The organism is Streptococcus sp. 116-D4, from assembly GCF_009731465.1.
Taxonomy (GTDB): Bacteria; Bacillota; Bacilli; order Lactobacillales; family Streptococcaceae; genus Streptococcus; species Streptococcus pseudopneumoniae_E.
This window is the reverse complement of sequence record NZ_AP021887.1, coordinates 1,340,949-1,367,937: the sequence shown is the minus strand read 5'-3', so window position 1 is coordinate 1,367,937 and position 26,989 is coordinate 1,340,949. Positions and strand designations below refer to the sequence as shown.

25 protein-coding genes and 3 riboswitches are annotated in these 26,989 nt (G+C 40.3%); of the genes, 23 read left to right on the top strand and 2 right to left on the bottom strand.

Annotation, left to right across the window (positions count from 1 at the left end; all coding sequences use genetic code 11):
• Window positions 1–5 precede the first annotated feature (5 nt).
• The 12 genes from UKS_RS06980 to thiE all read left to right on the top strand — a co-directional run bounded on the left by UKS_RS06980 (window position 6) and on the right by thiE (window position 11,069).
• The gene (locus UKS_RS06980; RefSeq protein ID WP_156012317.1) at window positions 6–1,250 is read left to right on the top strand and encodes a cell division protein FtsQ/DivIB; all 1,245 of its coding nucleotides are present in this window, start codon (window positions 6–8) and stop codon (window positions 1,248–1,250) included.
• A gap of 231 nt (window positions 1,251–1,481) precedes the next feature.
• A complete protein-coding gene (gene pyrF, locus UKS_RS06975; protein WP_156012316.1) occupies window positions 1,482–2,183 on the top strand; it encodes an orotidine-5'-phosphate decarboxylase in 702 nt (233 codons plus the stop codon).
• A gap of 33 nt (window positions 2,184–2,216) precedes the next feature.
• Entirely contained in the window at window positions 2,217–2,849 is a 633-nt protein-coding gene (pyrE, locus tag UKS_RS06970) for an orotate phosphoribosyltransferase (RefSeq protein WP_156012315.1), read from the top strand.
• Window positions 2,850–3,186: 337 nt separating this feature from the next.
• The gene (gene lctO, locus UKS_RS06965; protein WP_156012314.1) at window positions 3,187–4,323 is read left to right on the top strand and encodes an L-lactate oxidase; all 1,137 of its coding nucleotides are present in this window, start codon (window positions 3,187–3,189) and stop codon (window positions 4,321–4,323) included.
• Window positions 4,324–4,469: 146 nt separating this feature from the next.
• A riboswitch (TPP riboswitch) is annotated at window positions 4,470–4,558 on the top strand.
• A gap of 215 nt (window positions 4,559–4,773) precedes the next feature.
• Complete coding sequence (locus tag UKS_RS06960; protein WP_156012313.1) at window positions 4,774–5,442, top strand: TenA family protein; 669 nt, start codon at window positions 4,774–4,776, stop codon at window positions 5,440–5,442.
• Between the two features lie 123 nt (window positions 5,443–5,565).
• Window positions 5,566–5,654: riboswitch (TPP riboswitch) on the top strand.
• Between the two features lie 157 nt (window positions 5,655–5,811).
• Window positions 5,812–6,372, top strand: a complete 561-nt coding sequence (locus tag UKS_RS06955) for an ECF transporter S component (protein ID WP_173020470.1) — start codon at window positions 5,812–5,814, stop codon at window positions 6,370–6,372.
• Window positions 6,373–7,758 carry an ATP-binding cassette domain-containing protein gene (locus tag UKS_RS06950; RefSeq protein WP_156012312.1) on the top strand — a complete coding sequence of 462 codons (1,386 nt, stop codon included), beginning with the start codon at window positions 6,373–6,375 and terminating at the stop codon, window positions 7,756–7,758.
• A 1-nt stretch (window position 7,759) separates the two neighbouring features.
• Entirely contained in the window at window positions 7,760–8,410 is a 651-nt protein-coding gene (locus UKS_RS06945) for an energy-coupling factor transporter transmembrane component T (protein ID WP_156012311.1), read from the top strand.
• Window positions 8,411–8,420: 10 nt separating this feature from the next.
• Entirely contained in the window at window positions 8,421–9,113 is a 693-nt protein-coding gene (gene tenA / locus UKS_RS06940; RefSeq protein ID WP_156012310.1) for a thiaminase II, read from the top strand.
• A 3-nt stretch (window positions 9,114–9,116) separates the two neighbouring features.
• Window positions 9,117–9,641, top strand: a complete 525-nt coding sequence (gene thiW / locus UKS_RS06935; RefSeq protein ID WP_156012309.1) for an energy coupling factor transporter S component ThiW — start codon at window positions 9,117–9,119, stop codon at window positions 9,639–9,641.
• Entirely contained in the window at window positions 9,641–10,444 is an 804-nt protein-coding gene (locus UKS_RS06930; RefSeq protein ID WP_156012308.1) for a hydroxyethylthiazole kinase, read from the top strand. The genes thiW and UKS_RS06930 overlap by 1 nt, the downstream gene beginning before the upstream one ends.
• Complete coding sequence (gene thiE / locus UKS_RS06925) at window positions 10,437–11,069, top strand: thiamine phosphate synthase (protein WP_156012307.1); 633 nt, start codon at window positions 10,437–10,439, stop codon at window positions 11,067–11,069. The genes UKS_RS06930 and thiE overlap by 8 nt, the downstream gene beginning before the upstream one ends.
• Before the next feature lie 161 nt (window positions 11,070–11,230).
• Here thiE and thiD read toward each other — a convergent pair whose 3' ends face one another.
• Complete coding sequence (gene thiD, locus UKS_RS06920; protein ID WP_156012306.1) at window positions 11,231–12,022, bottom strand: bifunctional hydroxymethylpyrimidine kinase/phosphomethylpyrimidine kinase; 792 nt, start codon at window positions 12,020–12,022, stop codon at window positions 11,231–11,233.
• Window positions 12,023–12,105: 83 nt separating this feature from the next.
• Window positions 12,106–12,203: riboswitch (TPP riboswitch) on the bottom strand.
• A 183-nt stretch (window positions 12,204–12,386) separates the two neighbouring features.
• Between thiD and UKS_RS06915 the strand changes: the two genes are divergently transcribed.
• From UKS_RS06915 to manA, 10 genes are all read left to right on the top strand, one after another.
• Complete coding sequence (locus UKS_RS06915; RefSeq protein WP_156013065.1) at window positions 12,387–12,782, top strand: CopY/TcrY family copper transport repressor; 396 nt, start codon at window positions 12,387–12,389, stop codon at window positions 12,780–12,782.
• 10 nt (window positions 12,783–12,792) lie between these two features.
• A complete protein-coding gene (locus tag UKS_RS06910) occupies window positions 12,793–13,164 on the top strand; it encodes a cupredoxin domain-containing protein (protein WP_000935077.1) in 372 nt (123 codons plus the stop codon).
• Window positions 13,165–13,173: 9 nt separating this feature from the next.
• On the top strand, window positions 13,174–15,417 hold the full coding sequence (locus UKS_RS06905) for a heavy metal translocating P-type ATPase (protein WP_156012305.1): 2,244 nt from the start codon (window positions 13,174–13,176) through the stop codon (window positions 15,415–15,417).
• A gap of 322 nt (window positions 15,418–15,739) precedes the next feature.
• Window positions 15,740–17,515 (top strand): pyruvate oxidase, encoded by a 1,776-nt coding sequence (gene spxB, locus UKS_RS06900; RefSeq protein WP_156012304.1) that lies wholly within the window; start codon window positions 15,740–15,742, stop codon window positions 17,513–17,515.
• A 59-nt stretch (window positions 17,516–17,574) separates the two neighbouring features.
• Window positions 17,575–17,922 (top strand): VOC family protein, encoded by a 348-nt coding sequence (locus UKS_RS06895; RefSeq protein ID WP_004252348.1) that lies wholly within the window; start codon window positions 17,575–17,577, stop codon window positions 17,920–17,922.
• A 405-nt stretch (window positions 17,923–18,327) separates the two neighbouring features.
• Complete coding sequence (locus UKS_RS06890; RefSeq protein ID WP_049497462.1) at window positions 18,328–19,620, top strand: radical SAM protein; 1,293 nt, start codon at window positions 18,328–18,330, stop codon at window positions 19,618–19,620.
• A 146-nt stretch (window positions 19,621–19,766) separates the two neighbouring features.
• Window positions 19,767–21,341 carry an ATP-binding cassette domain-containing protein gene (locus tag UKS_RS06885; RefSeq protein ID WP_049497463.1) on the top strand — a complete coding sequence of 525 codons (1,575 nt, stop codon included), beginning with the start codon at window positions 19,767–19,769 and terminating at the stop codon, window positions 21,339–21,341.
• Between the two features lie 250 nt (window positions 21,342–21,591).
• The gene (locus UKS_RS06880) at window positions 21,592–21,852 is read left to right on the top strand and encodes a SemiSWEET family transporter (protein WP_049497465.1); all 261 of its coding nucleotides are present in this window, start codon (window positions 21,592–21,594) and stop codon (window positions 21,850–21,852) included.
• A gap of 130 nt (window positions 21,853–21,982) precedes the next feature.
• On the top strand, window positions 21,983–23,422 hold the full coding sequence (locus UKS_RS06875) for a 6-phospho-beta-glucosidase (protein ID WP_156012303.1): 1,440 nt from the start codon (window positions 21,983–21,985) through the stop codon (window positions 23,420–23,422).
• Window positions 23,423–23,542: 120 nt separating this feature from the next.
• Window positions 23,543–24,487, top strand: coding sequence for a mannose-6-phosphate isomerase, class I (gene manA / locus UKS_RS06870; RefSeq protein ID WP_156012302.1), 945 nt, complete (start codon window positions 23,543–23,545; stop codon window positions 24,485–24,487).
• Between the two features lie 39 nt (window positions 24,488–24,526).
• On the opposite strand, the gene UKS_RS06865 is transcribed toward manA, so the two are convergent.
• On the bottom strand, window positions 24,527–25,867 hold the full coding sequence (locus tag UKS_RS06865; RefSeq protein WP_049497472.1) for a sodium-dependent transporter: 1,341 nt from the start codon (window positions 25,865–25,867) through the stop codon (window positions 24,527–24,529).
• Window positions 25,868–26,214: 347 nt separating this feature from the next.
• Here UKS_RS06865 and UKS_RS06860 point away from each other — a divergent pair, with 347 nt between their 5' ends.
• Window positions 26,215–26,955: a MerR family transcriptional regulator gene (locus UKS_RS06860; protein WP_156012301.1), complete on the top strand. Its 741-nt coding sequence runs from the start codon at window positions 26,215–26,217 to the stop codon at window positions 26,953–26,955.
• Window positions 26,956–26,989: the final 34 nt, after the last annotated feature.

Genomic DNA, 26,989 nt, shown 5'->3' with positions numbered 1-26,989 from the left:
AGTAAATGTCAAAAGATAAGAAAAATGAGGACAAAGAAATCCTCGAAGAATTTAAAGAGTTATCAGAATGGCAGAAACGAAACCAAGAATATCTAAAAAAGAAGGCTGAAGAAGAGGCGGCCCTAGCTGAGGAGAAGGAAAAGGAAAGACAAGCTCGAATGGCTTCAAAATCTGAAAAGTCAGATGCAACTGAGGAGCAAGAGAGTGACTCTAATCCAAAAGACCCAGAATCAGCTAAGGAATACTCTGAAGAAAAAGTAGAAGAGTCAGAAGACGCCAAAAAAGAAGTAGCAAAAGAAGAGCCAAAGTCCAAAGAACCAAAGAAACAGGATAAAAAAATTGAGAAAAAGCCTGCAAAGAAGAAACAGGCTAAACCAAAAATTCCAGGAGTTCATATCTGGAGGGCTATCTCGATTTTGTTTATCAGTCTGATTTTATTGATTGTCTCTGCTTACTTGCTCAGTCCTTATGCGACCATGAAGGATATTCAAGTTGAGGGAGCAGTGCAAACTACAGCTGATGATATTCGACAGGCTTCAGGTATTCAGGATTCGGATTATACGATTAGCCTTCTGCTAGATAAGGCAAAATATGAAGAGCAGATCAAGTCTAACTATTGGGTTGAATCAGCTCAGCTTGTCTATCATTTTCCAACCAAGTTTACTATCAAGGTCAAGGAATACGATATAGTCGCCTACTATGTTTCTGGAGAAAATCATTATCCTATTCTTTCCAGTGGTCAGCTTGAGACCAGTGCGGTGAGTTTGGTGAGTCTGCCAGAAACTTATATATCCGTTCTCTTTAATGACAGTGAACAAATCAAGACCTTTACCTCAGAACTTTCTCAAATTAGTCCAGAACTCAAGGCGGCTATCCAAAAGGTGGAATTAGCCCCAAGCAATGTGACTCCAGATTTAATTCGATTGACCATGAATGATTCGGACGAAGTCTTGGTTCCCCTGTCTGAAATGAGCAAGAAATTGCCTTATTATAGTAAGATTAAGCCTCAATTGTCAGAGCCGAGTGTAATTGACATGGAAGCTGGAATTTATAGTTACACAGTGGCGGATAAGTTAATTTTGGAGGCTGAGGAAAAAGCCAAACAAGAGGCTAAGGAAGCTGAGAAGAAACAAAAAGAGGAAGAGAAGAAAAGACTGGAAGAACAGCAGAATAAACTGGAAGAGGAAAGGAAAAAGCTCGAGGAAGAGAGCAATCAAAACCAAACGACCCGACGTTCATCGCGTCGCTAAGTTTATCTTTTCTCTCATAGTTCTTTAGTGACCATGTTTTTACTTGACAAGTGCTAGTAGAAATAATAGAATAGTAAAAAACCTTTAAAGCAGTCCAGAGAGGCAGCTAAGGTTAGACGGTGAAAGGGTGGAGACTACCCATTTTTCGTGGAACCTTGCTGTTGGCAGGTTCCTTTTTTGTAGTTATTTTGAAGGAAGCTGGACTGATAAGAAAGATAAGAGGAGAAACACATGCGTGAAAGTCGCCCGGTCATAGCTCTGGATTTTCCAAGTTTTGAAGAAGCCAAGGAGTTTTTAGCCCTATTTCCAGCAGATGAAAAGCTCTATGTCAAAGTAGGAATGGAAATCTACTATGCTGTAGGACCTGAAGTTGTCCGCTATTTGAAATCATTAGGTCACAGTGTCTTTTTGGATCTCAAGTTGCATGACATTCCCAATACAGTCAAATCAACCATGAAAATCTTATCCAGCCTAGGAGTTGATATGACCAATGTGCAGGCAGCAGGTGGAGTTGAGATGATGCAGGCTGCGCGTGAAGGATTGGGAGACAAGGGGATTCTCATAGCAGTTACCCAATTAACCTCAACCTCGGAAGAACAAATGCAGGAGTGTCAAAATATCCAAACTAGCCTCCAAGAGTCGGTTATCCACTATGCCCAGAAAACAGCTGAAGCTGGTCTAGATGGAGTCGTTTGCTCGGCTCAGGAAGCCAAGCTCATCAAACAAGCAACTCATGAAGACTTTATCTGTCTAACACCAGGGATTCGCCCAAGAGGGACAGAAGCAGGAGATCAAAAACGGGTCGTAACCCCAGGAGAAGCTTACCAGATTGGTAGTGACTATATCGTAGTGGGACGTCCCATTACCCAAGCTGAGGATCCTGTTGCAGCTTATCATGCCATCAAGTATGAATGGACACAGGACTGGAATTAAAGAAATAGATTAGAAAAATAAAAGGAGAATATCATGACACTTGCTAAAGATATCGCTAGCCACCTCTTGAAAATTCAAGCCGTTTACCTCAAACCAGAGGAGCCTTTCACTTGGGCATCTGGTATCAAGTCGCCCATTTACACTGATAATCGTGTGACACTAGCCTATCCAGAAACTCGTACCCTAATTGAAAATGGCTTTGTGGAAGCTATCAAAGAAGCCTTTCCAGATGTAGAAGTGATTGCAGGGACTGCAACAGCAGGGATTCCTCACGGAGCCATCATTGCTGACAAGATGAATCTGCCATTTGCCTATATCCGTAGCAAACCAAAAGACCACGGAGCTGGTAACCAAATAGAAGGCCGCGTAGCCCAAGGACAAAAGATGGTCGTTGTTGAAGATTTGATTTCAACTGGTGGTTCTGTTCTCGAGGCCGTAGCAGCCGCTAAACGCGAAGGAGCAGATGTGCTTGGAGTTGTAGCGATTTTCAGTTACCAATTGCCAAAAGCAGACAAAAACTTTGCAGATGCAGGTGTCAAACTTGTGACGCTTTCTAACTACAGTGAATTGATTCATCTAGCTCAAGAAGAGGGCTACATTACGCCAGAAGGCCTTGATCTTCTAAAACGATTTAAAGAAGATCAAGAGAATTGGCAAAATGCTTAAAACATAGAAAATCAGGTAGTCACTAGGATGACCTGATTTTGTTTTTATAGTGTATTGAATCTAGACTAGTACCATGTGTCTGCTGAAATATTTCTAGAAATTAATTTGACTTTCCTGATCGATTTGTTTGCACCTTATTTCAATCTACTATAATACTAGAAAATCAAAAGATTATTTGAATTTCCATAACTAAGAAAGTTTATCATTTTTAATTATCTCTGTAAAATGATTGAAAGTATGAAATTTCCAAACAAAATATTTGAAAAATTTTGAAAAAAGAGTTAAAATATTTTTGTAATATACAAAGTAAACGCTTACTTTTTAAGGAGGACATTTTATGTCATACAAAACAAGCAATGCAGAAGGACCTGTAGATTTTATTAACACTTATGATTTGGAGCCAATGGCGCAACAAGTCATTCCTAAAGCTGCCTTTGGTTATATCGCTAGTGGAGCAGAGGATACTTTCACTTTACGTGAGAATATTCGTGCCTTTAACCACAAACTCATCGTTCCACATACGCTTTGTAATGTAGAAAATCCAAGTACAGAGATTGAATTTGCAGCTGAAAAATTGTCTTCACCAATCATTTTGGCGCCTGTTGCGGCTCATAAATTAGCAAATGAACAGGGTGAAGTGGCTACTGCGCGTGGTGTGCATGAGTTTGGTTCTCTTTACACAACTAGCTCTTACTCTACTGTAGACCTTCCAGAAATTACAGAAGCCCTTCAAGGGACACCTCACTGGTTCCAATTTTACTTTAGTAAAGATGACGGGATTAACCGCCACATCATGGACCGTGTGAAGGCTGAAGGCTATAAAGCGATTGTCTTGACGGCAGATGCAACTGTAGGGGGCAATCGTGAGGTTGATAAGCGTAATGGTTTTGTCTTCCCAGTTGGCATGCCGATTGTTGAAGAATACCTGCCAGAAGGTGCTGGTAAATCAATGGACTTTGTTTACAAATCAGCTAAACAACGCTTGTCCCCACGTGATGTAGAATTTATCGCTGAATACTCAGGACTTCCTGTTTATGTCAAGGGACCACAATGCCGTGAGGACGTTGAACGTTCGCTTGCTGCAGGAGCTTCTGGTATCTGGGTAACCAACCACGGTGGCCGCCAAATCGACGGTGGACCAGCTGCCTTTGACTCACTTCAAGAAGTAGCAGAGACAGTTGATAAACGTGTGCCAATTGTCTTTGACTCAGGTGTTCGTCGTGGTCAACACGTCTTTAAAGCCTTGGCTTCAGGAGCAGACTTGGTAGCTATTGGTCGCCCTGTCATTTATGGACTGGCTCTCGGTGGTAGTGTTGGTGTGCGTCAAGTCTTTGAACACTTGAATGCAGAATTGAAGACAGTCATGCAGTTGTCTGGAACTCAGACCATTGAAGATGTCAAACACTTCAAACTCCGTCACAACCCATATAACCCAACCTTCCCAGTTGATCCTCGTGACTTAAAATTGTATTGATAAAACAGCTTGCCTCCACAGAATGTGGAGGTTTTTTCGTCTATAGGAAGAATAAATCACCATTAAAAACAATATAAATATATTTTCTAATCAAATATCTTGCTAGGGCTTTCATTTTTTGCTATACTGGTGCAGTAATGAAATAATAAAGACATTTGGGGTGCTTTAGGCTGAGATGATACCCATTGAACCTGATACAGTTAAGACTGGCGAAGGAAAATGTGAACAGTTTTTTTCGTATGGCGAAATGAACGATCTAATCTTATAAGTCAACTCTAATTCTTGATTGTAATTGGAGTTTTTTTGTTTATAGAAGCTGGATGAAGGTGATACAAAGCATTTAGCTAGCTCTTCTTGAACGCCCTTGATTTTCTTTAAAAAGGTCAAGTAAAACTAGGATTTTCTTGGTGTTTTGTTGATTACGAACAAGTAACGAGAGGAAAAGTAAATATGGAAACACAAGACTATGCATTTGAGCCAGGTTTGACTGTTGGAGAATTATTAAAAAGCAGTCAGAAGGATTGGCAGGCTGCAATCAATCATCGTTTTGTTAAGGAACTTTTTGCGGGGACAATTGAGAATAAGGTCTTAAAAGACTACCTAATTCAAGATTATCACTTCTTTGATGCCTTCTTATCCATGCTGGGTGCCTGCGTAGCCCACGCAGACCAGCTTGAATCCAAGCTTCGTTTTGCCAAGCAATTAGGCTTTCTTGAAGCAGATGAAGACGGTTATTTCCAGAAGGCTTTCAAAGAGTTAAAAGTATCTGAGAATGACTATCTGGAAGTGACCTTGCATCCTGTAACAAAAGCCTTTCAGGAGCTTATGTATTCTGCTGTGTCATCATCAGACTATGCCCATCTTTTGGTCATGCTGGTCATTGCAGAAGGTCTCTATTTAGACTGGGGTTCTAAAGATTTGGCTCTACCTGAAGCCTATATTCATTCGGAATGGATCAATCTCCACAGAGGTCCTTTCTTTACAGAGTGGGTTCAATTTCTGGTTGATGAACTTAATCGTGTCGGAAAAGGTCGAGAAGATTTGACAGAACTTCAGCAACGCTGGAATCAAGCGGTCGCTTTAGAATTAGCATTTTTTGATATTGGTTATGAATTATAGGACAGATTCAATACTTTTATGTAGATTAAAAAAATTAACAAACAAACTATATAAATATATTTTCCGGTCAAATATCTTGCTAGGGCTTTCAAATTCTGTTATACTGGTCCAGTAATAAAATAATAAAGACATTTGGGGTGCTTTAGGCTGAGATGATACCCATTGAACCTGATACAGTTAAGACTGGCGAAGGGAAATGTGAAAAGTTTTTTTCGTATGTCGAAAAGAACTATCTAATCTTGTAAGCTAAACTCTAATTCTCGTTTGTAATTGGAGTTTTTTTGTTTATTAAAAGAGGATAGGCTTGACGTTAAGCCTTTCTGTAGCTCACCTTGTATACCCCACTTTTCTTTAAAAAAGGAGTTTTTTATGTTGAAAAAATGGCAGTTAAAAGATGTTATTTTACTTGCTTTCTTGTCTATCTTTTTTGGTGGCGTTTTTGTGGGTTCAGGTTATCTGTTTGATATCCTCACCCTGATTTTAGCCCCTCTTGGTTTACAGGCCTTTGCCAATGAAATCCTCTTTGGTCTCTGGTGTATGGCTGCACCCATTGCGGCCATCTTTGTTCCAAGAGTCGGAAGCGCAACGATTGGAGAAGTACTAGCTGCGCTTGCTGAAGTCCTTTATGGTAGCCAATTCGGTCTAGGTGCCCTTTTGTCTGGCTTGGTTCAAGGTCTGGGAAGTGAACTTGGTTTTATCGTAACCAAGAATCGCTATGAAAGTTGGCTCTCTCTAACTGCCAATAGTATTGGGATTACGCTTGTTAGCTTTGTCTATGAATACATTAAGTTAGGTTACTATGCCTTCTCCCTTCCTTTTGTCCTTTCCTTGTTTGTGGTACGTTTTATTTCTGTTTATTTCTTCTGTACCATCTTGGTTCGTGCCATTGTCAAACTCTATCATCAGTTTACAACTGGAGGGAAAGCATAGATGGGGCTGGAACTACGAGCGATTCAGTCCCCAATCTTCTCTGAGGCGCTTGATTTTACTTTTCATGCGCAAGCCTTTACCTTGTTAGTTGGAAGCAGCGGTTCAGGAAAATCGAGCCTCTTTCAAATGATTGCCCAAGTCAGTTCTCTTTCCTATAGCGGTCAAGTCCTGATAAATGGGAGCGAGGTCAGTCAGCTTTCTATCATCGAACGTGTCCAGACGGTTGGTATTCTCTTTCAAAATCCCAATCATCAATTTACCATGGAGAACTTGTTTGAGGAGCTGATTTTTACCTTGGAGAATATTGGCCATCCCGTTCAGGAAATTGATTCTAAAATAGCAGAGGTTGTCCAGCAATGTCGCTGCAAGGCGATTTTGCACCGTCCCATTCATCACTTATCAGGTGGGGAAAAGCAAAAGGCTGCTTTGGCTGTTCTATTTGCTATGAATCCTAGGGTCTATCTATTAGATGAGCCCTTCGCTTCTATTGATCGCAAGAGTAGGATAGAGATATTGGAGATTCTAAAAGAGTTGGTCTCTGATGGGAAGACAGTTATTTTGTGCGACCATGATTTATCTGATTATGAAGCCTATATCGACCATATGGTGGAGCTAAGAGACGGACAACTAAGGGAAGTGTTTCAAATCCCTACCTCTGAGATGATACAGGCTGTTTCAAAGGAGGTTGCTTCTAGCCCAGAACTATTCCATATGGATCGAACGACTTGTGAGCTGGATAATCGCCTCCTCTTTTCGATTGTGAATTTTACATTTTACCAAGGAATTTCCTGTATATTGGGTGACAATGGTGTCGGGAAATCAACCCTCTTTCGGTCTATTCTTCAATTTAAAAAGTATAAGGGGCGCATTACCTGGAAGGGGACAGTCCTGAAAAAGAAAAAGAGTTTGTATCGTGACCTGACGGGTGCTGTTCAGGAAGCTGAAAAACAGTTTATCCGTGCCAGTTTGCGAGAGGAACTTCAATTAGACGGACCTGATTCTGAGAGAAATCAGAGGATTTTCCAAGCTTTACGATATTTTGATCTGGAGAAGGAGCTTGATAAGAGTCCCTATCAACTAAGTGGTGGCCAGCAAAAGATTCTTCAGCTCTTGACCATCTTGACTAGTAAGGCTTCTGTGATTTTACTAGATGAACCTTTTGCAGGTTTGGATGATAGAGCCTGCCATTATTTTTGCAAGTGGATTGTGGAGGACAGAAATCAGGAAAGAAGTTTTCTGATCATTAGCCATCGTTTAGATCCCTTGATCTCTGTGGTTGATTATTGGATTGAGATGACTAGTCAGGGGCTCAGTCATGTGAAAGAAGTGACAATTACCAAACCACTCACATCTCAGAGTAGCAATACCCAAGGGGAGGTGAAATAGTATGGTCAAAGTAGCAACTCAGACACCGATTATCAGTCTCTTCTTGCTGATTTTATCCTTGGAAACATCTTTCATTCCTTCGATTACTCTTAATCTCTCGGTAGTTGCATTTTGTATTCTCTTTATGCTCTATTACCGTCGATTTAAAGTATTGGCTTGGATGATTCTGCTCGCCATTTTGCCATCTTTGGCCAACTACTGGGCAGTTCAGTTACATGGAGATGCTTCGCAGGCAGTCATGCTTGGAACGAGGGCCTTTGTGACCGTTTGTATCGGTCTTGTCTTTGTTTCCTCTATTTCCCTAAAAGAGCTTCTCTTGTACTTGGCTCAAAAGGGGTTATCACGCTCTTGGGCTTATGCCTTAATTGTGGTATTCAATTCCTTTCCCCTTATTCAGCAAGAAATCAAGTCCCTCAAGGAAGCGTGCTTATTACGCGGTCAAGAACTGCATGTTTGGTCTCCCTTGATTTACAGCAAGGTTCTGATGACAGTCTTTAGGTGGCGCCATCTTTACCTGAGAGCCCTATCGGCGCATGGATATGACGAACATGCACAGTTGAAGAATAGCTATCGGACTTTTTATATTGCTAAAAAAACAAAATTAATCTACTTGTTTTTCTTTTTATTGCTTCAAACCAGTCTATTTTTATAAAGGAGTTATTATGGAATTTACAGATATTGCGATGGAATTATCCAAGGAAGCTTGGCAGGCCTCCTTTCATCATCCCTTTGTATTACAGTTACAAGAGGGAAATTTAGACCCGTCCATTTTCCGCTATTACCTGATTCAAGATGCCTACTATCTGAAGGCCTTCTCAGAAGCCTATCACCTTTTGGCTGATAAGACTTCAAACCAAGAGATGAAAAGACTCTTGAAACAAAATGCTCAGAGTCTAGTGGAGGGTGAGTTATTAATCCGCCAACAATTTTTCAAGGAATTGGAAATCAGCGACCAGGAAATGGAGCAACATCAAATCGCTCCAACCTGCTATCATTATATCTCTCACATTTATCGTCAATTTGAAGAAGCAAATCTAGCCATTGCCTTTGCAAGTTTGCTGCCTTGTCCTTGGCTATACCATGATATAGGTAAATCACTTAATCGCAAACCATCACCAAATCCTCTCTACCAACAATGGATTGAAACTTATATTACCGATGAGTTAGAGCAGCAGATCAGAGAGGAAGAGGCTCTGGTTAATCAACTCTATCGAGAAAGTGATGAGACAGACAAGAAAAAAATGCTAGATGCCTTCCACATCAGTGTTCACATGGAAGCCAAGTTTTGGGAGATGGCTTACCAACACCAAACATGGACGAGCGATTTGCAGTCCTTAGAAAAAGAGAAGAAATAGAAAATGAGAAACCATCAACTTCAAGTTCACAAATTAACCATTTTATCCATGATGATTGCCCTTGACGTAGTCCTTACGCCTATCTTTCGGATTGAGGGAATGGCACCGATGTCCAGTGTAGTCAATATTCTAGCAGGAATCATGATGGGACCTGTTTATGCCTTGGCTATGGCTACAGTGACAGCCTTTATCCGTATGACGACTCAAGGGATTCCGCCTTTAGCTCTCACAGGAGCAACTTTTGGAGCCCTTCTAGCAGGTCTCTTTTATAAGTATGGTCGAAAATTTTACTTTTCTGCCTTGGGAGAAATTTTGGGAACAGGTATTATTGGTTCTATTGTTTCCTATCCTGTTATGGTACTCTTTACAGGATCAGCTGCAAAGCTTAGCTGGTTTATCTATACTCCTCGATTTTTCGGAGCAACCTTGATTGGTACAGCGATTTCCTTTATTGCCTTTCGATTTTTAATCAAGCAGGAATTCTTTAAAAAAGTGCAGGGATATTTCTTTGGTGAAAGGATAGACTGATGCAGGCATTTACAAATCCTTTTCCTCTGGAAACGACTTCCCTCATTCACTGTATTACCAATGAGATTTCTTGTGAGATGCTAGCAAATGGGATTTTGGCTTTGGGATGTAAACCAGTTATGGCAGATGATCCCCGTGAGGTTCTTGATTTTACTAAGCAGAGCCAGGCACTCTTCATCAATTTGGGACATTTATCAGCTGAGAAGGAGAAAGCAATCCGTATGGCAGCTTCTTATGCAGCTCAAGTTTGTCTCCCCATGGTAGTAGATGCGGTTGGCGTAACAGCTTCATCCATTCGTAAGAGCTTAGTTAAAGACCTTTTAGACTATAGACCTACGGTCCTTAAAGGAAATATGTCAGAAATTCGAAGTCTTGTTGGCTTAAAGCACCACGGCGTTGGGGTAGATGCGAGTGCTAAAGACCAAGAAACTGAGGATTTACTTCAAGTCTTGAAAGACTGGTGTCAGACCTATCCAGGTATGTCATTCTTAGTCACAGGTCCCAAGGACCTCATCGTTTCAAAGAATCAGGTTGCTGTATTGGGAAATGGTTGTGCAGAATTAGACTGGATAACAGGGACAGGAGACTTGGTTGGAGCCTTGACCGCCGTTTTTCTCAGTCAAGGAATGACTGGTTTTGAAGCTTCTTGCCTAGCGGTTTCTTATCTTAATATCTCCGCTGAGAGAATTCTTGTTCAAGGAATGGGATTGGAAGATTTTCGATACCAAGTACTCAATCAGCTTTCACTCCTCAAAAGAGATGAAAACTGGTTAGATGCTATCAAAGGAGAGGTTTATGAATAGAGAGGCGCTTAGACTGTATCTGGTAACCAACCGCTACCAAGATTCCTTGGAAAGTTTTCTTGAAAAAGTTGAAACAGCTTGCCGTTCAGGGGTTACCATAGTCCAATTGCGAGAAAAAAATCTCACAACCAATCAATATTATCAACTGGCAAAACAAGTCAAGGAAATAACAGATGCCTATCAGGTACCCCTGATCATCGATGATCGTTTGGATGTCTGTCTTGCAGTTGACGCTGCTGGTCTGCATATTGGAGACGATGAACTACCCGTTTCGGTTGCCCGACAAGTCTTGGGCCCTGACAAAATCCTCGGTGTCACTGCTAAAACGGTTAAAAGAGCTCTCGAAGCAGAAGAAGGAGGGGCGAATTACCTAGGGACAGGAGCCATTTTCCCGACTACGACCAAGGAAAATGCGCCAATCACCCTGATTTCAACCTTGAAGACAATTTGCCAAAAGGTCGCCATTCCAGTAGTTGCTATTGGCGGCTTGACATCAGAGAATATTAACCAACTTATCGACACGGGTATAGCTGGTGTAGCTGTAGTGCGTGATTTGATGCAAGCAGAAGATATAGAGGCAAAAACACAAGCTTTTTTAACAAAGTTGGATGACATTATTTTCTAATTAATAGTCACTGAAAATCAAAGAGCGAACTAAGAAGTTGGGCGCAGGTTGCTCAAAGTACAGCCTTGAGGTTGCAGGTAAAGCTGACGTCGTTTGAAGAGATTTTCGAAGACTATAAAAACTCTCTAATTCCCTTAAAGTGGGAACTAGAGAGTTTTTTCTTAATCTTTAAAAGTTGTATGGTTGACTGGTCCAGAACCATGTCCGAGTTGAGGAGCGTCTTGGATGGCTTTCGTGATAAAGGCCTTGGCTTTATCGACTGCTTGATAGAGGGTTTTCCCCTTGGCTAGTTCAGCCGTAATCACAGCAGCAAAGGTACATCCAGTACCATGGGTGTGACAAGTTTGAATTCTTGGACTTTCCCAGACAAATTGTTCCTCCTTGGTAAAGAGGAAATCCTTGGCACCGCCTTCGAGATGCCCACCTTTGATGACCACAGACTGAGGACCAAATTCTTTTAAAATCAGGCGACCGGCACGCTGCATGTCTTCAGGATAGTGGATTGAAAAACCGACAATCTCTTCTGCCTCAGGAAGATTGGGTGTAATAATAGTTGCAAGTGGAAGCAGGTTTGTTTTTAGGTAAGTTCTGGCACTGGTATCAATCAGGGTGTCTCCACTCGTTGCGACCATAACAGGGTCAAGGACGTAGGGACAATTCAGATTTTTAAGATAGGGTAGGATGATTTCCATGATTTCGGTAGTTGCCAACATCCCAGTTTTTACAGCCTGAGGCTTGATATCTGAAAAGACACTGTCCAATTGAGCTTTCAACATTTGAGGAGAAACGTGCTCGATTAGCTGAACACCTCTGGTATTTTGAGCGACAAGACTGGTCACAACGGCCATTCCATAGACATCTCTCGCTTGGAACGACTTTAAATCAGCCATAATGCCAGCACCACCACTAGGGTCAGTCCCGGCAATGGTCAAAGCAACGGGTAAATAAGTCATCTAAAACCTCCCAACCAACTGAAGTTTGTATTCTTAAGAATAAGCTGGCCTGTTTTAGAAAGGTAATAGAAGACTACTAGTCCCCATTATCATTTCCACTTCCATCAGCTAGCATTACCTAGATTGAGTCAAAGGGTCTAACAGTTGTTAATCTCAGCTTTACGCACCCCTAGTGGTTGTTTTCTTTTTTCTTTAGTATAGCATATTTTTATAGTTTATATAGTAAAAATTGACTGCAAATAGTTTTTCAAATGATTAAAATTCAAATTTTTAAAGAAAAGATTAATTTCATGGTTGACAAATGTAAATTTTGGTAGTATACTAATAACTGTAATCGACAAATGTAGATTTAGGAGGTGTGATGATGCAGATTTCAGATGCAGAATGGCAGGTCATGAAGATTATTTGGATGCAAGGGGAGCAGACCAGTACGGATTTGATCAGGGTTCTGGCGGAGCGGTTCGACTGGTCCAAGTCGACCATTCAGACTCTTTTGGCTCGTTTGGTTGAGAAAGAGTGTTTGACTCGGAAAAAAGAAGGTAAGTCCTTTGTTTATTCAGCCCTTTTAACTTTGGATCAAAGTCAAGACTTGCTTGTCCGAGATATCAAGGACAAGGTTTGTTCTCGTAGGATTAAGAATTTGTTGGCTGACTTGATTGCCGAATGTGATTTTACTCAGGCTGACTTGGAAGACTTGGAAGCTGTGATTTCTGAGAAGAAATCAAGCGCTGTAACAGAAGTAAAATGTAATTGTATGTAAAGGAGATGTCATGTTAAATAGTATTGTAACCATTGTTTGTATTGCTCTTATCGCGTTTATCTTGTTTTGGTTTTTCAAAAAGCCTGAAAAATCTGGACAAAAGGCCCAGCAAAAAAACGGCTACCAAGAGATTCGAGTGGAGGTCATGGGGGGCTATACGCCTGAGTTGATTATCCTCAAGAAATCAGTGCCGGCCCGCATTGTCTTCGACCGCAAGGACCCTTCACCCTGTCTGGACCAAATTGTTTTTCCAGATTTTGGTGTCCATGCGGATCTGCCAATGGGGGAAGAGTATGTAGTGGAAATCACACCTGAGCAGGCTGGAGAGTATGGTTTCTCTTGTGGCATGAATATGATGCACGGTAAGATGATTGTAGAATAGGAGAATAGTATGACTGAAATTGAAAAAGCAAGCCTAGAAAATGGCATTCAAAAAATCCGTATCACGGCAGACAAAGGCTACCATCCAGCCCACATTCAACTCCAAAAAGGAGTTCCTGCTGAGATCACCTTTCACCGTGTGACACCTTCAAACTGTTATAAGGAAATTCTGTTTGAAGAAGAAGGCATCTTGGAACCAATCGACGTAGACGAAGAGAAAACAATTCGTTTTACACCTCAAGAATTAGGTCAACATGAATTTTCTTGTGGCATGAAGATGCAAAAAGGAAGCTATACAGTCGTTGAGAAGACTAGAAAATCCCTATCACTTTTACAGCGTTTTTGGATTACTAGTATCTTTACTGTGCCTCTTGTGATTCTCATGATTGGGATGTTGACAGGAAACATTAGTCACCAAGTCATGCGTTGGGGTACCTTTTTAGCCACAACGCCGATTATGTTGGTGGCAGGTGGTCCTTATGCCCAGAGCGCTTGGGCCAGCTTTAAAAAGCACAATGCCAATATGGATACCTTGGTTGCGCTAGGCACTCTAGTGGCCTATTTCTATAGCCTAGTTGCCCTCTTTACCGGTCTTCCTGTTTACTTCGAAAGTGCTGGATTTATCCTCTTCTTCGTTCTTTTAGGAGCCGTTTTTGAGGAGAAAATGCGGAAAAATACTTCTCAAGCTGTGGAGAAATTACTTGACTTGCAGGCTAAAACAGCAGAAGTCTTGCGTGATGACCGCTATATTCAAGTTCCTTTGGAACAAGTCAAGGTAGGCGACCAGATTCGAGTGCGTCCAGGTGAGAAGATTGCGGTTGATGGTGTCGTAGTGGAAGGTATTTCTAGTATTGATGAGTCTATGGTGACAGGTGAGAGTTTGCCTGTGGACAAGACAGTTGGAGATACTGTGATTGGCTCAACCATCAATAATAGTGGAACACTTGTTTTTAGAGCAGAAAAAGTTGGTTCAGAGACTGTTTTGGCTCAGATTGTGGATTTTGTGAAGAAAGCTCAAACCAGTCGTGCGCCGATTCAGGACTTGACGGATAAGATTTCAGGGATTTTTGTCCCAGCAGTTGTCATTTTAGGAATTGTGACCTTTTGGGTTTGGTTTGTCTTGCTCAGAGATAGTGTAGTCGTGCTTGGAGCTAGCTTTGTGTCCTCTCTTCTCTATGCGGTGGCGGTTTTGATTATCGCCTGTCCTTGTGCCTTGGGACTTGCAACACCGACAGCCCTTATGGTAGGGACAGGACGCAGTGCCAAGATGGGAGTTCTCCTCAAAAATGGAACGGTTCTACAAGAAATCCAGAAAGTCCAAACGATTGTCTTTGATAAGACAGGGACTTTGACGGAAGGAAAACCAGTGGTCACAGATATCATCGGTGACGAAGTAGAAGTGCTTGGATTGGCAGCTTCCTTGGAAGAAGCTTCTCAACACCCACTGGCTGAAGCCATTGTCAAGAGAGCGACTGAAACTGGACTTGAGCTTCACACTGTTGAAAATTTCCAAGCCTTGCACGGAAAAGGTGTTTCAGGGCAAATCAATGGAAAACAAGTTCTGCTTGGAAATGCTAAAATGCTGGATGGCATGAACATTTCTAGCACTTATCAAGAAAAACTAGAAGAACTAGAAAAAGAAGCTAAGACAGTTGTTTTCTTGGCTGTTGACAATGAAATCAAAGGCTTGCTTGCTTTGCAAGATATTCCTAAGGAAAATGCTAAGCTTGCCATCGCTCAGCTAAAAAAACGTGGTCTTAAAACAGTCATGCTGACAGGAGATAATGCAGGTGTAGCGCGTGCTATTGCAAATCAAATCGGAATCGAAGAGGTTATTGCAGGCGTCTTGCCAGAAGAAAAAGCCCATGAAATCCATAAACTACAATCAGCTGGCAAGGTAGCCTTTGTTGGTGATGGCATCAACGATGCTCCTGCCCTCAGTGTAGCAGATGTGGGGATTGCTATGGGAGCTGGAACAGATATCGCCATCGAGTCAGCAGATTTGGTGTTGACAACCAATAACCTCCTAGGAGTGGTACGTGCCTTTGACATGAGTAAGAAGACCTTTAATCGTATTCTGCTTAATCTTTTCTGGGCCTTTATCTACAATGTCGTCGGAATTCCGATTGCAGCAGGACTCTTTTCAGGTGTTGGACTAGCTCTCAACCCAGAACTGGCAGGTCTAGCCATGGCCTTTAGTTCTGTATCGGTTCTGACTAGTTCCCTTCTCTTAAACTTTAGTAAAATAGATTAAAAGCGGGCTTGCTCGCTTTTAATACACTTTTAAAATCTCTTCAAACCAGGTCAGCTTTACCTGCAATCTCAAAGCTGTGCTCTGAGAAACTTGTGGCTAGCTTCCTAGTTTGTTCTTTGATTTTCATTGAGTATTATAAAACAGAATTTAAAAACGTTTTCAAACTGTACTGTAATAGAGAATAAAAACTTCTGAGCAGATTCTTAGTAAAGTCGAACGAAATGTGATAAATTAGTAGAGTAAAAATTTACTGAAACGTTTTCAAAAACTATATGAAACCTTTTTCAGTAGATTTAAAAATATTTGAAGGAGAGTTATCATTATGACTCAAGGAAAAATTACTGCATCTGCAGCAATGCTTAACGTATTGAAAACATGGGGCGTAGACACTATCTACGGTATCCCATCAGGAACACTCAGCTCATTGATGGATGCTTTGGCTGAAGAAAAAGATATCCGCTTCTTGCAAGTTCGCCACGAAGAAACAGGTGCTCTTGCAGCGGTTATGCAAGCTAAATTCGGCGGTTCTATCGGTGTTGCAGTTGGTTCAGGTGGACCTGGTGCAACTCACTTGATCAACGGTGTATACGATGCAGCTATGGATAACACTCCATTCCTTGCTATCCTTGGATCACGTCCAGTTAACGAATTGAACATGGATGCTTTCCAAGAATTGAACCAAAACCCAATGTACAACGGTATCGCTGTTTACAACAAACGTGTAGCTTACGCAGAGCAATTGCCAAAAGTGATTGACGAAGCTTGCCGTGCTGCCGTTTCTAAAAAAGGTCCAGCTGTCGTTGAAATTCCAGTAAACTTTGGTTTCCAAGAAATCGACGAAAACTCATACTACGGTTCAGGTTCTTACGAGCGTTCATTCATCGCTCCTGCTTTGAACGAAGTTGAAATCAACAAAGCAGTTGAAATTTTGAACAACGCTGAACGTCCAGTTATCTACGCTGGTTACGGTGGTGTTAAAGCTGGTGAAGTAATCACTGAATTGTCACGTAAAATCAAAGCACCAATCATCACAACTGGTAAAAACTTCGAAGCCTTCGAATGGAACTACGAAGGTTTGACAGGTTCTGCTTACCGTGTTGGTTGGAAACCAGCTAACGAAGTGGTCTTTGAAGCAGACACAGTTCTTTTCCTTGGTTCAAACTTCCCATTTGCTGAAGTTTACGAAGCATTCAAGAATACTGAAAAATTCATCCAAGTGGATATCGACCCTTACAAACTTGGTAAACGTCATGCCCTAGACGCTTCAATCCTTGGTGATGCAGGTCAAGCAGCGAAAGCAATCCTTGACAAAGTGAATCCAGTTGAATCTACTCCATGGTGGCGTGCAAACGTGAAGAATAACCAAAACTGGCGTGATTACATGAACAAACTCGAAGGTAAAACTGAGGGTGAATTGCAATTGTATCAAGTTTACAATGCAATCAACAAACATGCTGATCAAGACGCTATCTACTCAATCGACGTAGGTGACACTACTCAAACATCTACTCGTCACCTTCACATGACACCTAAGAACATGTGGCGTACATCTCCACTCTTTGCGACAATGGGTATTGCCCTTCCTGGTGGTATCGCTGCTAAGAAAGACAATCCAGATCGCCAAATATGGAACATCATGGGTGACGGTGCATTCAACATGTGCTACCCAGACGTTATCACAAACGTTCAATACGACCTTCCAGTTATCAACGTTGTCTTCTCAAATGGTAAATATGCCTTCATCAAGGACAAATACGAAGACACAAACAAACACTTGTTTGGTTGTGACTTCCCTAATGCTGACTATGCGAAAATCGCTGAAGCGCAAGGTGCTGTAGGATTTACAGTTGACCGTATCGAAGACATCGATGCAGTTGTTGCAGAAGCTGTTAAATTGAACAAAGAAGGTAAAACTGTTGTTATCGATGCTCACATCACTCCACATCGTCCACTTCCAGTAGAAGTACTTGAGTTGGATCCAAAACAACACTCAGAAGAAGCAATCAAAGCCTTCAAGGAAAAATACGAAGCTGAAGAGCTTGTACCATTCCGCCTCTTCTTAGAAGAAGAAGGATTGCAATCACGAGCAATTAAATAATTCCTCTCGTGGAACTTAAAAAGATCGGAGCAATCCGGTCTTTTTGTGGAGGACAGTAAATGAATTTAAATCAATTAGATATTATCGTGTCAGATGTTCCCCAAGTCTGTGCTGAATTAGAGAGTATCTTGGATAAAAAGGCGGACTATGTTGATAACAGTTTTGCTCAGTTCACGATTGGCAGTCACTGTCTCATGTTATCCCAAAATCATTTGATTCCTTTGGAAAATTTTCAGTCAGGAATCATTCTACACATTGAGGTTGAGGATGTCGACCAGAACCAGAAGCGGTTAAAAGAGATTGGTATCGAGATTTTACACGGTCCTTGTGAAACGGATTGGGGAACAGAATCCCTGTTAGTTAAAGGCCCTGCTGGTCTAGTCATTGATTTTTATCGTATGAAATAGGATGCGTAGTCATTTGAAGATAACTTTAATTATTCTAAACCAGAATGTGAGAATATGAACTATTGAAAGATCGGAGCAATCCGGTCTTTTTTAGGTAAACCTAATAGTAACTTCTGAGCTTGACTATCGTGAGGTAACGAATTAAAACAGTCTCGTGATAGACCGTTTTAAGTATGACGCTGGACATAAGAATCATCAGAGGAAGGAATAGCGAGATTGTGTCTCTACGAATAGAAATGTGACAGTACGGCATGTATAGTAGATAAGGGTATTTGAAATTAGTTTATACTAGATTGAAAATTATTAAAATGTAGAACTTTTCTAATTTTCTGACTTTTTATTGAATTATCATTTTAATAGGTATATAATATATTTAAAGAAATCAAAGAATAAAGAGGTGGTAATATGAAATTATCACGATATGTCTTAAGGTATGATACTGAAGATGGTAGTGTATATTTTAATACCAAAAATAATCATTCATTTTTAATTACGAATGAATTGAAGAAGAATATACAAGAAAATAAAACAACGGGAAGTGAATATATTGCCTATTTGGAAGAGAATAGATATTTACGTGAAGACAATGAGGTAAACAAATATTTAAAACAGATAGAAGATAGGAATAATGAGATACTAGAGTTTACAATTCTTACTCATGGAGATTGTAATTTTCGATGTAAGTATTGTTATGAACACTTTAAAAATATTGGAATGTCTATTGAAACAGAAAATGCTATTTTGAAATTTGCTGAAGAAAAATTGAGTAATTCTCAATATCATTTCCTAAGGATAGCATGGTTTGGTGGAGAACCTCTGTTAGGCTATAAAACAATTCAACGGCTTTCACTAGAATTTTTGAAAATTTGTGAGCGATTTGGAATAACGTATTCAGCAAGTATTACTACTAATGGATTTTTGTTAACATCTTCCAAATTTGAAAAATTAGTAAGAGAGTATGATGTTACTAATTTTCAGATTACTATTGATGGTGATGGAGAGAGTCATGATTCTCAACGTGTGTTAAAAAATCAAAAAGGTTCCTATGCGCGAATTTTAGACAATCTTCATAAAATGAAGGATAGTGATTTAGATTTTATTTGTACGTTAAGATTCAATATATCGAAGGAAAATTATGACCATATGGAGTCATTTCTATTAAATGATGGTCGTTACTTTAAAAATGATGATAGATTTTTTCTTCTATATCATAATATTGGTAACTGGGGACAAGGAGATCGTTCTAAAGACGACTGTGTTACAGTATTTAAAAATGATATGAGTTTTGGTATTTCTAAGAAAGCAGTTGATTTGGGGTACCATCTATCTTTGCCAAGCATTGTGGTTCACAATTCCTTTTCTTGTTATGCCAATCGTTTAAATCACTATATGTTTAATGTTAGAGGTATTGTACAAGCATGTACAGTTGCTTTGTACGATAATCAAAATGTTTTTGGAAATATCAATACTGGATTGATTAACAAAGATAAAATGAAAGGATGGTTTTTATCTGTTAGAGAAGATTGTAAAACATGTCCCTTTGTTTTGATTTGTAAATCAGGCTTTTGTCCAATGGCCAAGCATATTACGGAATTAAGCTCTTCTGTGATTTGTAAGAATATGCAAGAGAAAATTCGTAAAAATCTAGCACTTTATGCTATTTCCGGATGCTATGAAGATATTTTAGATGTGGACTAGAGAGGGGTAAGCAAAAATGTCTATCAAGAAAAACAAAAAGGTTGTAAAAAAACCTGAAGTTGCAAGCAATAATTGTAATATTTGTTAAGTTTATATAATAAAAACGGAGAGGAGTGCTAGCCTCTCTCTTTTTCTAGGAGGGCATTATGAATAAAATATTTCACTATCTGGATAAGAAAACGAAGTTTTATACTATCATCGGTGCACTGGCAAATGGAGGTTTGGCTCTTGCTCAACCCCTAGTTGTATCCCAAGCCTTGTCCTTAAATCAAGGGGAACTGACTTATTCTAAAATCATACAGTTTGCTGTTTTTGGCTTTACAGTATACTTTGTCTTGTATAGCTTAATGCTCTTTTGTAATCATACACATAATGTTTTTCGGCGTGAAATTCAGATGAATATGAGGGCAGATTTATTTGACAAGCTGATGACAAAAAAAGATTTTAGCGAAGATGAAAAAATCACTATGCTCACACAAGATATGGAGTATTTGGGGGATAATTACTTAGAAAAATACATCAATATCATTTGCTGGAGCTTTGTAGCATTACTAACAGCGATTTATATTATTTCGCAAAATTTGTTGTTAGGTAGTATTTTTGTCTTTTTCACTATTTTACGTCCTATTCCTCAGTTCTTGATGAATAAAAGACTCAAATATACTGGTGATGACATGGCGCAAGGTAGAGTAGAAGTTCATAATCAAGTATCTGATAGTATCCGAGGAGCACACACTCTACTCATGAACCAAGCAATTTCTGAAAATCAGAACAGATTTTGGAAGATTAATCGAAATTATCAACTAGCCATTCAAAAATTTTGCTTTACCCATAATATTATTTTCTTTTGCAACGGTTTCATGGTTTTTTTAAGTCAAGTTTTACCACTTGTTTTAGGTTTTTACTTTGCTATGGCTGGGCAGAAAGTGTCAGTGGCAAGTCTTGTTGCCATGTACATCGCAGCAGGTCAGCTAGTGAGCCCTATTCAGACTATTATGTATGATGCTGTAGATATACAAGGGGCAAAAACGACAGCAGATAAGATTTTTGGAGTATTAGAAATTGGAGATGTAAAACAGATAGATAAAAAAGATGCGCAAGAATTGAATGCTCTGCACATTAAAAATTTAAGTAAAACCTATGGTGACAGACAACTTTTTACTCATCTAAATTTGGATGTTCAAGCAGGTCAGAAAGTTTTAATCAAAGGACCGAGTGGTTGTGGTAAGTCAACCTTGTTTCGACTCATTACTGGAGAAGAAATAGCAGATGAGGGAGAAATTATCGGTGTGACAACTGTTAATGAATGTACATCAAGTTTTGTATCCAGTATAGGAATTATTAGCCAACATCCATTTCTCTTTAACGATACAGTGCGTTATAATTTGACATTAGGACAAGAATTTTCTGATGAAGAGGTGCTTGCTGTTTTGAAACAAGTCAAACTAGATTTTGAATTGACGGGTGGGATGGATTTTATTATCAAAAATAACGGGGAGAATATTTCTGGGGGACAAAGAGTAAGGATTGAATTGGCACGCTTTCTTCTTCGTAGAAAAAATCTGTTATTGGCTGATGAAGTGACCGCAACCCTAGATAAAGAAAACGCCCTCATGGTACATGAACTACTATTTTCTCTTCCTGTTATGATGTTAGAAATTGCCCATCATATTGATGATGAAAGTAGATATCAACAAGTTGTAGATTTAGGAAAATATTAATTCTGGCTGAAAAGTCAGTTTTATCAGAAAATAAAGTAAATATTTCAGCAATAAAACACCCAGTATCAAGATTTTTCAATATATATTAATATGCATTATTGTGATTATATATACTTTTTCTAACTTCAATCTTCTTTCTTCTCACAAGATTGTGATAGTTTACATCTTCATAATAAAATTATCAAACTCTTGCTTGTTTTTGCATTAAATTATAAAATAGGAAGTATAAAAGAATGAAAGAGGTTTGAAAATGTCTGAAAAACAAATGAAAGTTTTGGGTTGGGTAGCAACCTTCATGTCTGTTATGATGTACGTGTCTTACTTCCCACAAATTATGAACAACCTGGCTGGTCAAAAAGGGAATTTTATCCAGCCCTTGGTTGCAGCCATCAACTGTAGTCTCTGGGTTTACTACGGTCTTTTCAAGAAGGAAAGAGATATTCCCCTTGTTGCTGCCAATGCACCAGGTATTGTCTTTGGTCTAGTAACGGCTATCACAGCTTTGATTTAAAAAGAAGACTGATTTCAGTCTTTTTTCGTATATATAAAAGCAAGCTCAGCCCCGTCATTACCCAGATAGTTCCAAACTTTTTGTTCCCTTTTTAGTATAATAGAACTATCAAAATAAGCGAGGTAAAGTGATGACAGAAAGACTACAATTTCCAAAAGGTTTCCTCTGGGGCGGTGCTACGGCAGCTAATCAATGTGAGGGTGCTTATAATCTCGATGGGCGTGGATTGGCCAACGTTGATGTTGTCCCCATCGGTCCTGACCGTGAAGCCATTATCACAGGTCAGAAAAAGATGTTTTCGTTTGAGGAGGGCTATTTTTACCCAGCCAAGCAAGCTATTGATATGTACCATCATTACAAGGAAGATATTGCCCTTTTTGCGGAAATGGGCTTTAAAACATATCGGCTTTCCATTGCTTGGACAAGAATATTCCCCAAAGGAGATGAAGCAGAGCCAAATGAAGCTGGTCTAGCCTTTTATGAGGATTTGTTTAAGGAATGCCACAAGTATGGAATCCAACCTCTGGTAACCATCACGCATTTTGACTGCCCCATGCACTTAATTACTGAGTATGGTGGTTGGCGCAATCGTCGTATGTTGGACTTCTATGAGAATCTCTGTCGCACACTTTTTACCCGATACAAGGGTTTGGTCAAATACTGGCTTACCTTCAACGAAATCAACATGATTCTCCATGCCCCCTTTATGGGAGCTGGGCTCTGTTTTGAAGAAGGAGAAAATCAAGAACAGGTTAAATACCAAGCGGCTCACCATGAGTTGGTAGCTTCAGCTCTGGCGACTAAGATTGCCCACGAAATCGACCCCGAAAACAAGGTGGGATGTATGTTGGCAGCAGGGCAATACTATCCCAACACAGCCCATCCTAGAGACTACTGGGCAGCTATGGAGGAAGATCGCAAGAGTTACTTCTTCATCGATGTTCAAGCGCGTGGAGAATACCCAAGCTACGCCAAGAAGCAGTGGGAGCATGAAGAGATTGAAATTGAAATGACGGCAGAGGATCTAGACTTGTTGAAGAATTACACTGTTGACTTTGTTTCCTTCTCTTACTATGCAAGTCGAGTGGCCTCAGGGGATCCAAAAGTTAAAGAATTAACAGCTGGAAATGTTTTTGCCTCTCTCAAAAATCCTTATCTTGAATCCTCAGAATGGGGATGGCAGATTGACCCACTTGGCCTTCGTATCACCCTCAATGCCATCTGGGATCGTTACCAAAAACCTATGTTCATCGTAGAAAATGGTCTCGGTGCCATGGATACCCCTGATGAGAATGGTTATGTAGCAGATGACTATCGGATTGCTTACTTAGAGGCTCACATCAAGGCTATGCGAGATGCCATTTATCAAGATGGGGTAGACTTGCTTGGTTATACAACTTGGGGCTGTATCGATCTGGTTTCAGCTGGAACGGGCGAAATGAACAAGCGCTATGGCTTTATCTATGTGGATCGTGATAATGCTGGTCATGGAACTCTCAAACGTAGCAAGAAGAAGTCCTTCTACTGGTACAAGGATGTCATTGCCAGCAATGGTGCAAGTATTGAGTAAAGCACATTTGTTCACTATTTTTACAAAATCTTCTCCCTACTTTATAAGATGTGAAAAAGAGTTCAATTAGACCTAGCTTTTTGCTATAATGATAGGAGAAAAATCAGACAGGAGATCAAGATGTCAGAACCATTATTTTTACAATCAGTTATGCAAGAAAAAATCTGGGGTGGGACTAAACTACGTGATGAGTTTGGTTACGACATTCCAAGCGAAAAAATCGGAGAATATTGGGCCATCTCAGCTCACCCAAATGGAGTTTCTAAGGTAGCCAATGGCCGCTACGAGGGAACAAACCTTGCTACTTTGTATGCGGAACACCGTGAGTTGTTTGGTAATCGTCCAGAGCCAGTATTTCCGCTGTTGACCAAAATCCTTGATGCCAATGACTGGCTCAGTGTTCAAGTTCACCCAGACGATGCTTATGGACTAGAGCATGAAGGCGAGCTTGGAAAAACAGAGTGCTGGTACATCATCGCCGCAGATGAAGGTTCAGAGATTATCTACGGTCACAATGCCAAGTCAAAAGAAGAACTCCGCCAGCAAATTGAAGACAAGAACTGGGATGACTTGCTGACAAAGGTTCCTGTTAAGGCTGGGGATTTCTTCTATGTACCAAGTGGAACCATGCACGCTATCGGGGCGGGAATCTTGATTCTTGAAACCCAACAGTCTAGTGATACAACCTACCGTGTCTATGACTTTGACCGCAAGGATGATAATGGCAACTTGCGTGAGCTTCATCTTGAAAAATCCATCGATGTTTTAAATATCGGTGAGCCTGCAAATAGCCGTCCTGTGACTGTTAAAGCAGATGATTTGCGTTCAACTCTCCTTGTATCCAATGAATTCTTCGCAGTTTACAAGTGGGAAATTACTGGAAAAGTTGACTTCGAAAAGACAGCTGACTACAGCTTATTGAGTGTCTTGACTGGTCAAGGTCAGCTCATTGTAGACGGTAAGGAATATCCAATCCAAAAAGGTAGCCACTTTATCTTGCCAAGCGATGTTGAAGCATGGACTTTGGAAGGTCAAGGTCTAGAATTGATTGTTAGCCATCCATAAAAAGAAAGGGCCTGAGTTCATTACTCAAGTCCTTTTTAATTACATAAATTGGGCGATAAAGACCACGATGATGATGATTGGAATGATGAAACGAAGAAGGAAGAGCCAGACTTGGAACAGTCCTTGTTTCCACGGTGTTTCATCAAGATGGAGTTCCTCCATAGCAAGAGCCTTTTTGAAAATATAGCCTGTAAAAAGAGACAAGCAGAGAGCACCAAAAGGCATGAGGAGGTTGGAAACCAAGAAATCCATAGCATCAAAGAAGGTTTTCCCAAAGATTTGAACATCCGCCATGACACCGTAAGATAGGGCCGAAGGGATACCAAAGATAAAGGTCAAGATACCTAAAATAAGACTCCATTTATTACGTTTTTCGTTATCTTGGTCAGTGATATTTCCAACATTAATTTCCAGCATAACGACAGAAGAAGTAATCGTCGCAAAGAGGAAAAGCAAGAGAAAGAGGATGTAGAAAATAGCACCAAAAGGCATCTTGTCAAAGAGTTGGGGCAAGACGATAAAGAGGAGACTCGGACCACCTTCAGACTGGATGTTAAAGGATGACATAGCTGGGAAAATAGCGAGTCCTGCCATGATCGATACAGAAATATTCATGGCAACGATAGACATACCTGATTGAACCAGATTGGTTTTCTTGTCCAAGTAAGAAGCATAGGTCAACATGGCCGTAACACCGAGCGATAATGCAAAGAAAGATTGCCCTAGAGCATAGAGGAGACCAGCACTGGTTAGCTTAGAAAAGTCAGGTTTGAGGAAGTATACGACCCCTTCCATAGCATTTGGCAAGCTTAGAGAGCGCCCGATAATAATGACAAAGATGATAAAGAGGAGGGGCATCATAACTTTCGATGCTCTTTCAATTCCTTTTTGGACTCCCTTAGATACAATAAAGATGTTGAGGAAAATAAAAAGAGCTTGAGACCCAAGGGCAATCCAAGGATTAGAAATAATATCTGTGAAGAGCTGGGCATAATCACTGCTAATCCCAATTTGGAAGGCTTTAGCAATAGCGATACCTAGATAAACTAAAACCCATCCCCCGATAACACTGTAGAAAGATAAGAGGATGAAAAGGGCAAAGGCACCAATCCAACCGATAAAGTTGTAGTTCTTGTTATCGCCTAGTTTTCCAAAGGTTTTAATTGCTGACACGCCCGCACTTCGACCAAGAGCAAACTCAGCAAGTAAAAGTGGAAAACCAATTAAAATTGTTGAGATGAGAAAGACCAGTAAAAAGCCTCCCCCACCGTTGGCGGCAGTCATGTAAGGGAACTTCCAAACGGCCCCAAGACCAATAGCAGAACCAGCAGAGGCAAGAATAAAGCCAAGTTTTGAGCCCCATTGCGATTTTTCAGACATAGTTAAACTCCTAAAATTAGTGTTACAAAAGAAAAAGCTACTGCCCTTGGCAAATAGCCTTATTTAAACTCAGATCGAGTTTCCTTTTGATGCATAGACTTGACTATCCTATCATGTTTTCTAAGGTCTGTCAAGAAAACCATTTTCATGTTATGATAAAGTAAAAAATTTCGCAAAAACGCTTGACTCTGACCTAGGGGGAGGGGTTATACTATCAATGTAATACTCTTCGAAAATCTCTTCAAACTACGTCAGCTTTATCTGCAACCTCAAAGCTGTACTTTGAGCAGCTTGCGGCTAGCTTCCTAGTTTGCTCTTTGATTTTCATTGAGTATAAGGAGGAAATCATGTACCATATAAAAGAAGCTGCCCAGCTTTCGGGTGTCTCTGTCAAGACCCTGCACCATTACGATAAGATAGGGCTTTTGGTTCCGTTAAAGTCGGAAAACGGCTATCGAACCTACAGTCAGGAGGATTTGGAAAGCCTTCAGGTCATACTGTATTATAAATATCTAGGTTTTTCTTTAGAAAAAATAGCAGAGCTATTAAAGGAAGAAAGGACAGATTTATTACCTCATTTGACTAGGCAGTTGGACTATTTGATCCAAGAAAGGCAACATCTGGATACTTTAATTTCAACCTTGCAAAAAACTATTCAAGAACAAAAAGGAGAAAGAAAAATGACAATTGAGGAAAAATTCACTGGATTTAGCTACCAGGACAATCAAAAATACCACCAAGAGGCGGTAGAAAAATATGGTCAAGAGGTGATGGACCAAGCGCTGGAGCGCCAAAAAGATCACGAAGACGAGGCTACGGCCGTCTTTAATCAAGTCTTTCAAAGCTTAGCTCAAAATCTCAAAGATGGTCTACCGATAACAGCAGCTGAAAACCAAGAGCAAGCAGCCAAACTCTTGCAAGCCATCCGTACTTATGGATTCGACTGTACTATTGAAGTATTCGGTTATATCGGTAAAGGATATGTCTATAACCCAGAGTTTAAGGAAAATATTGACAAATTTGGAACTGGCACTGCCCAATACACATCAGATGTTATTGCCCACTATGTCCAAACTCATACTCAATGAAAATCAAAAAGCAAACTAGGAAACTAGCCGCAGG

Bases quoted from the DNA above. Each gene is read 5' to 3' on its own strand.
- thiD (WP_156012306.1), bottom strand. From the start codon at position 12,022: ATGACTTATTTACCCGTTGCTTTGACCATTGCCGGGACTGACCCTAGT.
- manA (WP_156012302.1), top strand. From the start codon at position 23,543: ATGTCAGAACCATTATTTTTACAATCAGTTATGCAAGAAAAAATCTGG.
- thiW (WP_156012309.1), top strand. From the start codon at position 9,117: ATGAGAAACCATCAACTTCAAGTTCACAAATTAACCATTTTATCCATG.
- thiE (WP_156012307.1), top strand. From the start codon at position 10,437: ATGAATAGAGAGGCGCTTAGACTGTATCTGGTAACCAACCGCTACCAA.
- UKS_RS06950 (WP_156012312.1), top strand. From the start codon at position 6,373: ATGGGGCTGGAACTACGAGCGATTCAGTCCCCAATCTTCTCTGAGGCG.
- UKS_RS06895 (WP_004252348.1), top strand. From the start codon at position 17,575: ATGAATTTAAATCAATTAGATATTATCGTGTCAGATGTTCCCCAAGTC.
- UKS_RS06945 (WP_156012311.1), top strand. From the start codon at position 7,760: ATGGTCAAAGTAGCAACTCAGACACCGATTATCAGTCTCTTCTTGCTG.
- UKS_RS06860 (WP_156012301.1), top strand. From the start codon at position 26,215: ATGTACCATATAAAAGAAGCTGCCCAGCTTTCGGGTGTCTCTGTCAAG.
- UKS_RS06885 (WP_049497463.1), top strand. From the start codon at position 19,767: ATGAATAAAATATTTCACTATCTGGATAAGAAAACGAAGTTTTATACT.
- UKS_RS06890 (WP_049497462.1), top strand. From the start codon at position 18,328: ATGAAATTATCACGATATGTCTTAAGGTATGATACTGAAGATGGTAGT.
- UKS_RS06875 (WP_156012303.1), top strand. From the start codon at position 21,983: ATGACAGAAAGACTACAATTTCCAAAAGGTTTCCTCTGGGGCGGTGCT.
- UKS_RS06955 (WP_173020470.1), top strand. From the start codon at position 5,812: ATGTTGAAAAAATGGCAGTTAAAAGATGTTATTTTACTTGCTTTCTTG.
- UKS_RS06960 (WP_156012313.1), top strand. From the start codon at position 4,774: ATGGAAACACAAGACTATGCATTTGAGCCAGGTTTGACTGTTGGAGAA.
- UKS_RS06880 (WP_049497465.1), top strand. From the start codon at position 21,592: ATGTCTGAAAAACAAATGAAAGTTTTGGGTTGGGTAGCAACCTTCATG.
- pyrF (WP_156012316.1), top strand. From the start codon at position 1,482: ATGCGTGAAAGTCGCCCGGTCATAGCTCTGGATTTTCCAAGTTTTGAA.
- UKS_RS06980 (WP_156012317.1), top strand. From the start codon at position 6: ATGTCAAAAGATAAGAAAAATGAGGACAAAGAAATCCTCGAAGAATTT.
- pyrE (WP_156012315.1), top strand. From the start codon at position 2,217: ATGACACTTGCTAAAGATATCGCTAGCCACCTCTTGAAAATTCAAGCC.
- lctO (WP_156012314.1), top strand. From the start codon at position 3,187: ATGTCATACAAAACAAGCAATGCAGAAGGACCTGTAGATTTTATTAAC.
- UKS_RS06915 (WP_156013065.1), top strand. From the start codon at position 12,387: ATGCAGATTTCAGATGCAGAATGGCAGGTCATGAAGATTATTTGGATG.
- UKS_RS06905 (WP_156012305.1), top strand. From the start codon at position 13,174: ATGACTGAAATTGAAAAAGCAAGCCTAGAAAATGGCATTCAAAAAATC.
- UKS_RS06910 (WP_000935077.1), top strand. From the start codon at position 12,793: ATGTTAAATAGTATTGTAACCATTGTTTGTATTGCTCTTATCGCGTTT.
- spxB (WP_156012304.1), top strand. From the start codon at position 15,740: ATGACTCAAGGAAAAATTACTGCATCTGCAGCAATGCTTAACGTATTG.
- tenA (WP_156012310.1), top strand. From the start codon at position 8,421: ATGGAATTTACAGATATTGCGATGGAATTATCCAAGGAAGCTTGGCAG.
- UKS_RS06865 (WP_049497472.1), bottom strand. From the start codon at position 25,867: ATGTCTGAAAAATCGCAATGGGGCTCAAAACTTGGCTTTATTCTTGCC.
- UKS_RS06930 (WP_156012308.1), top strand. From the start codon at position 9,641: ATGCAGGCATTTACAAATCCTTTTCCTCTGGAAACGACTTCCCTCATT.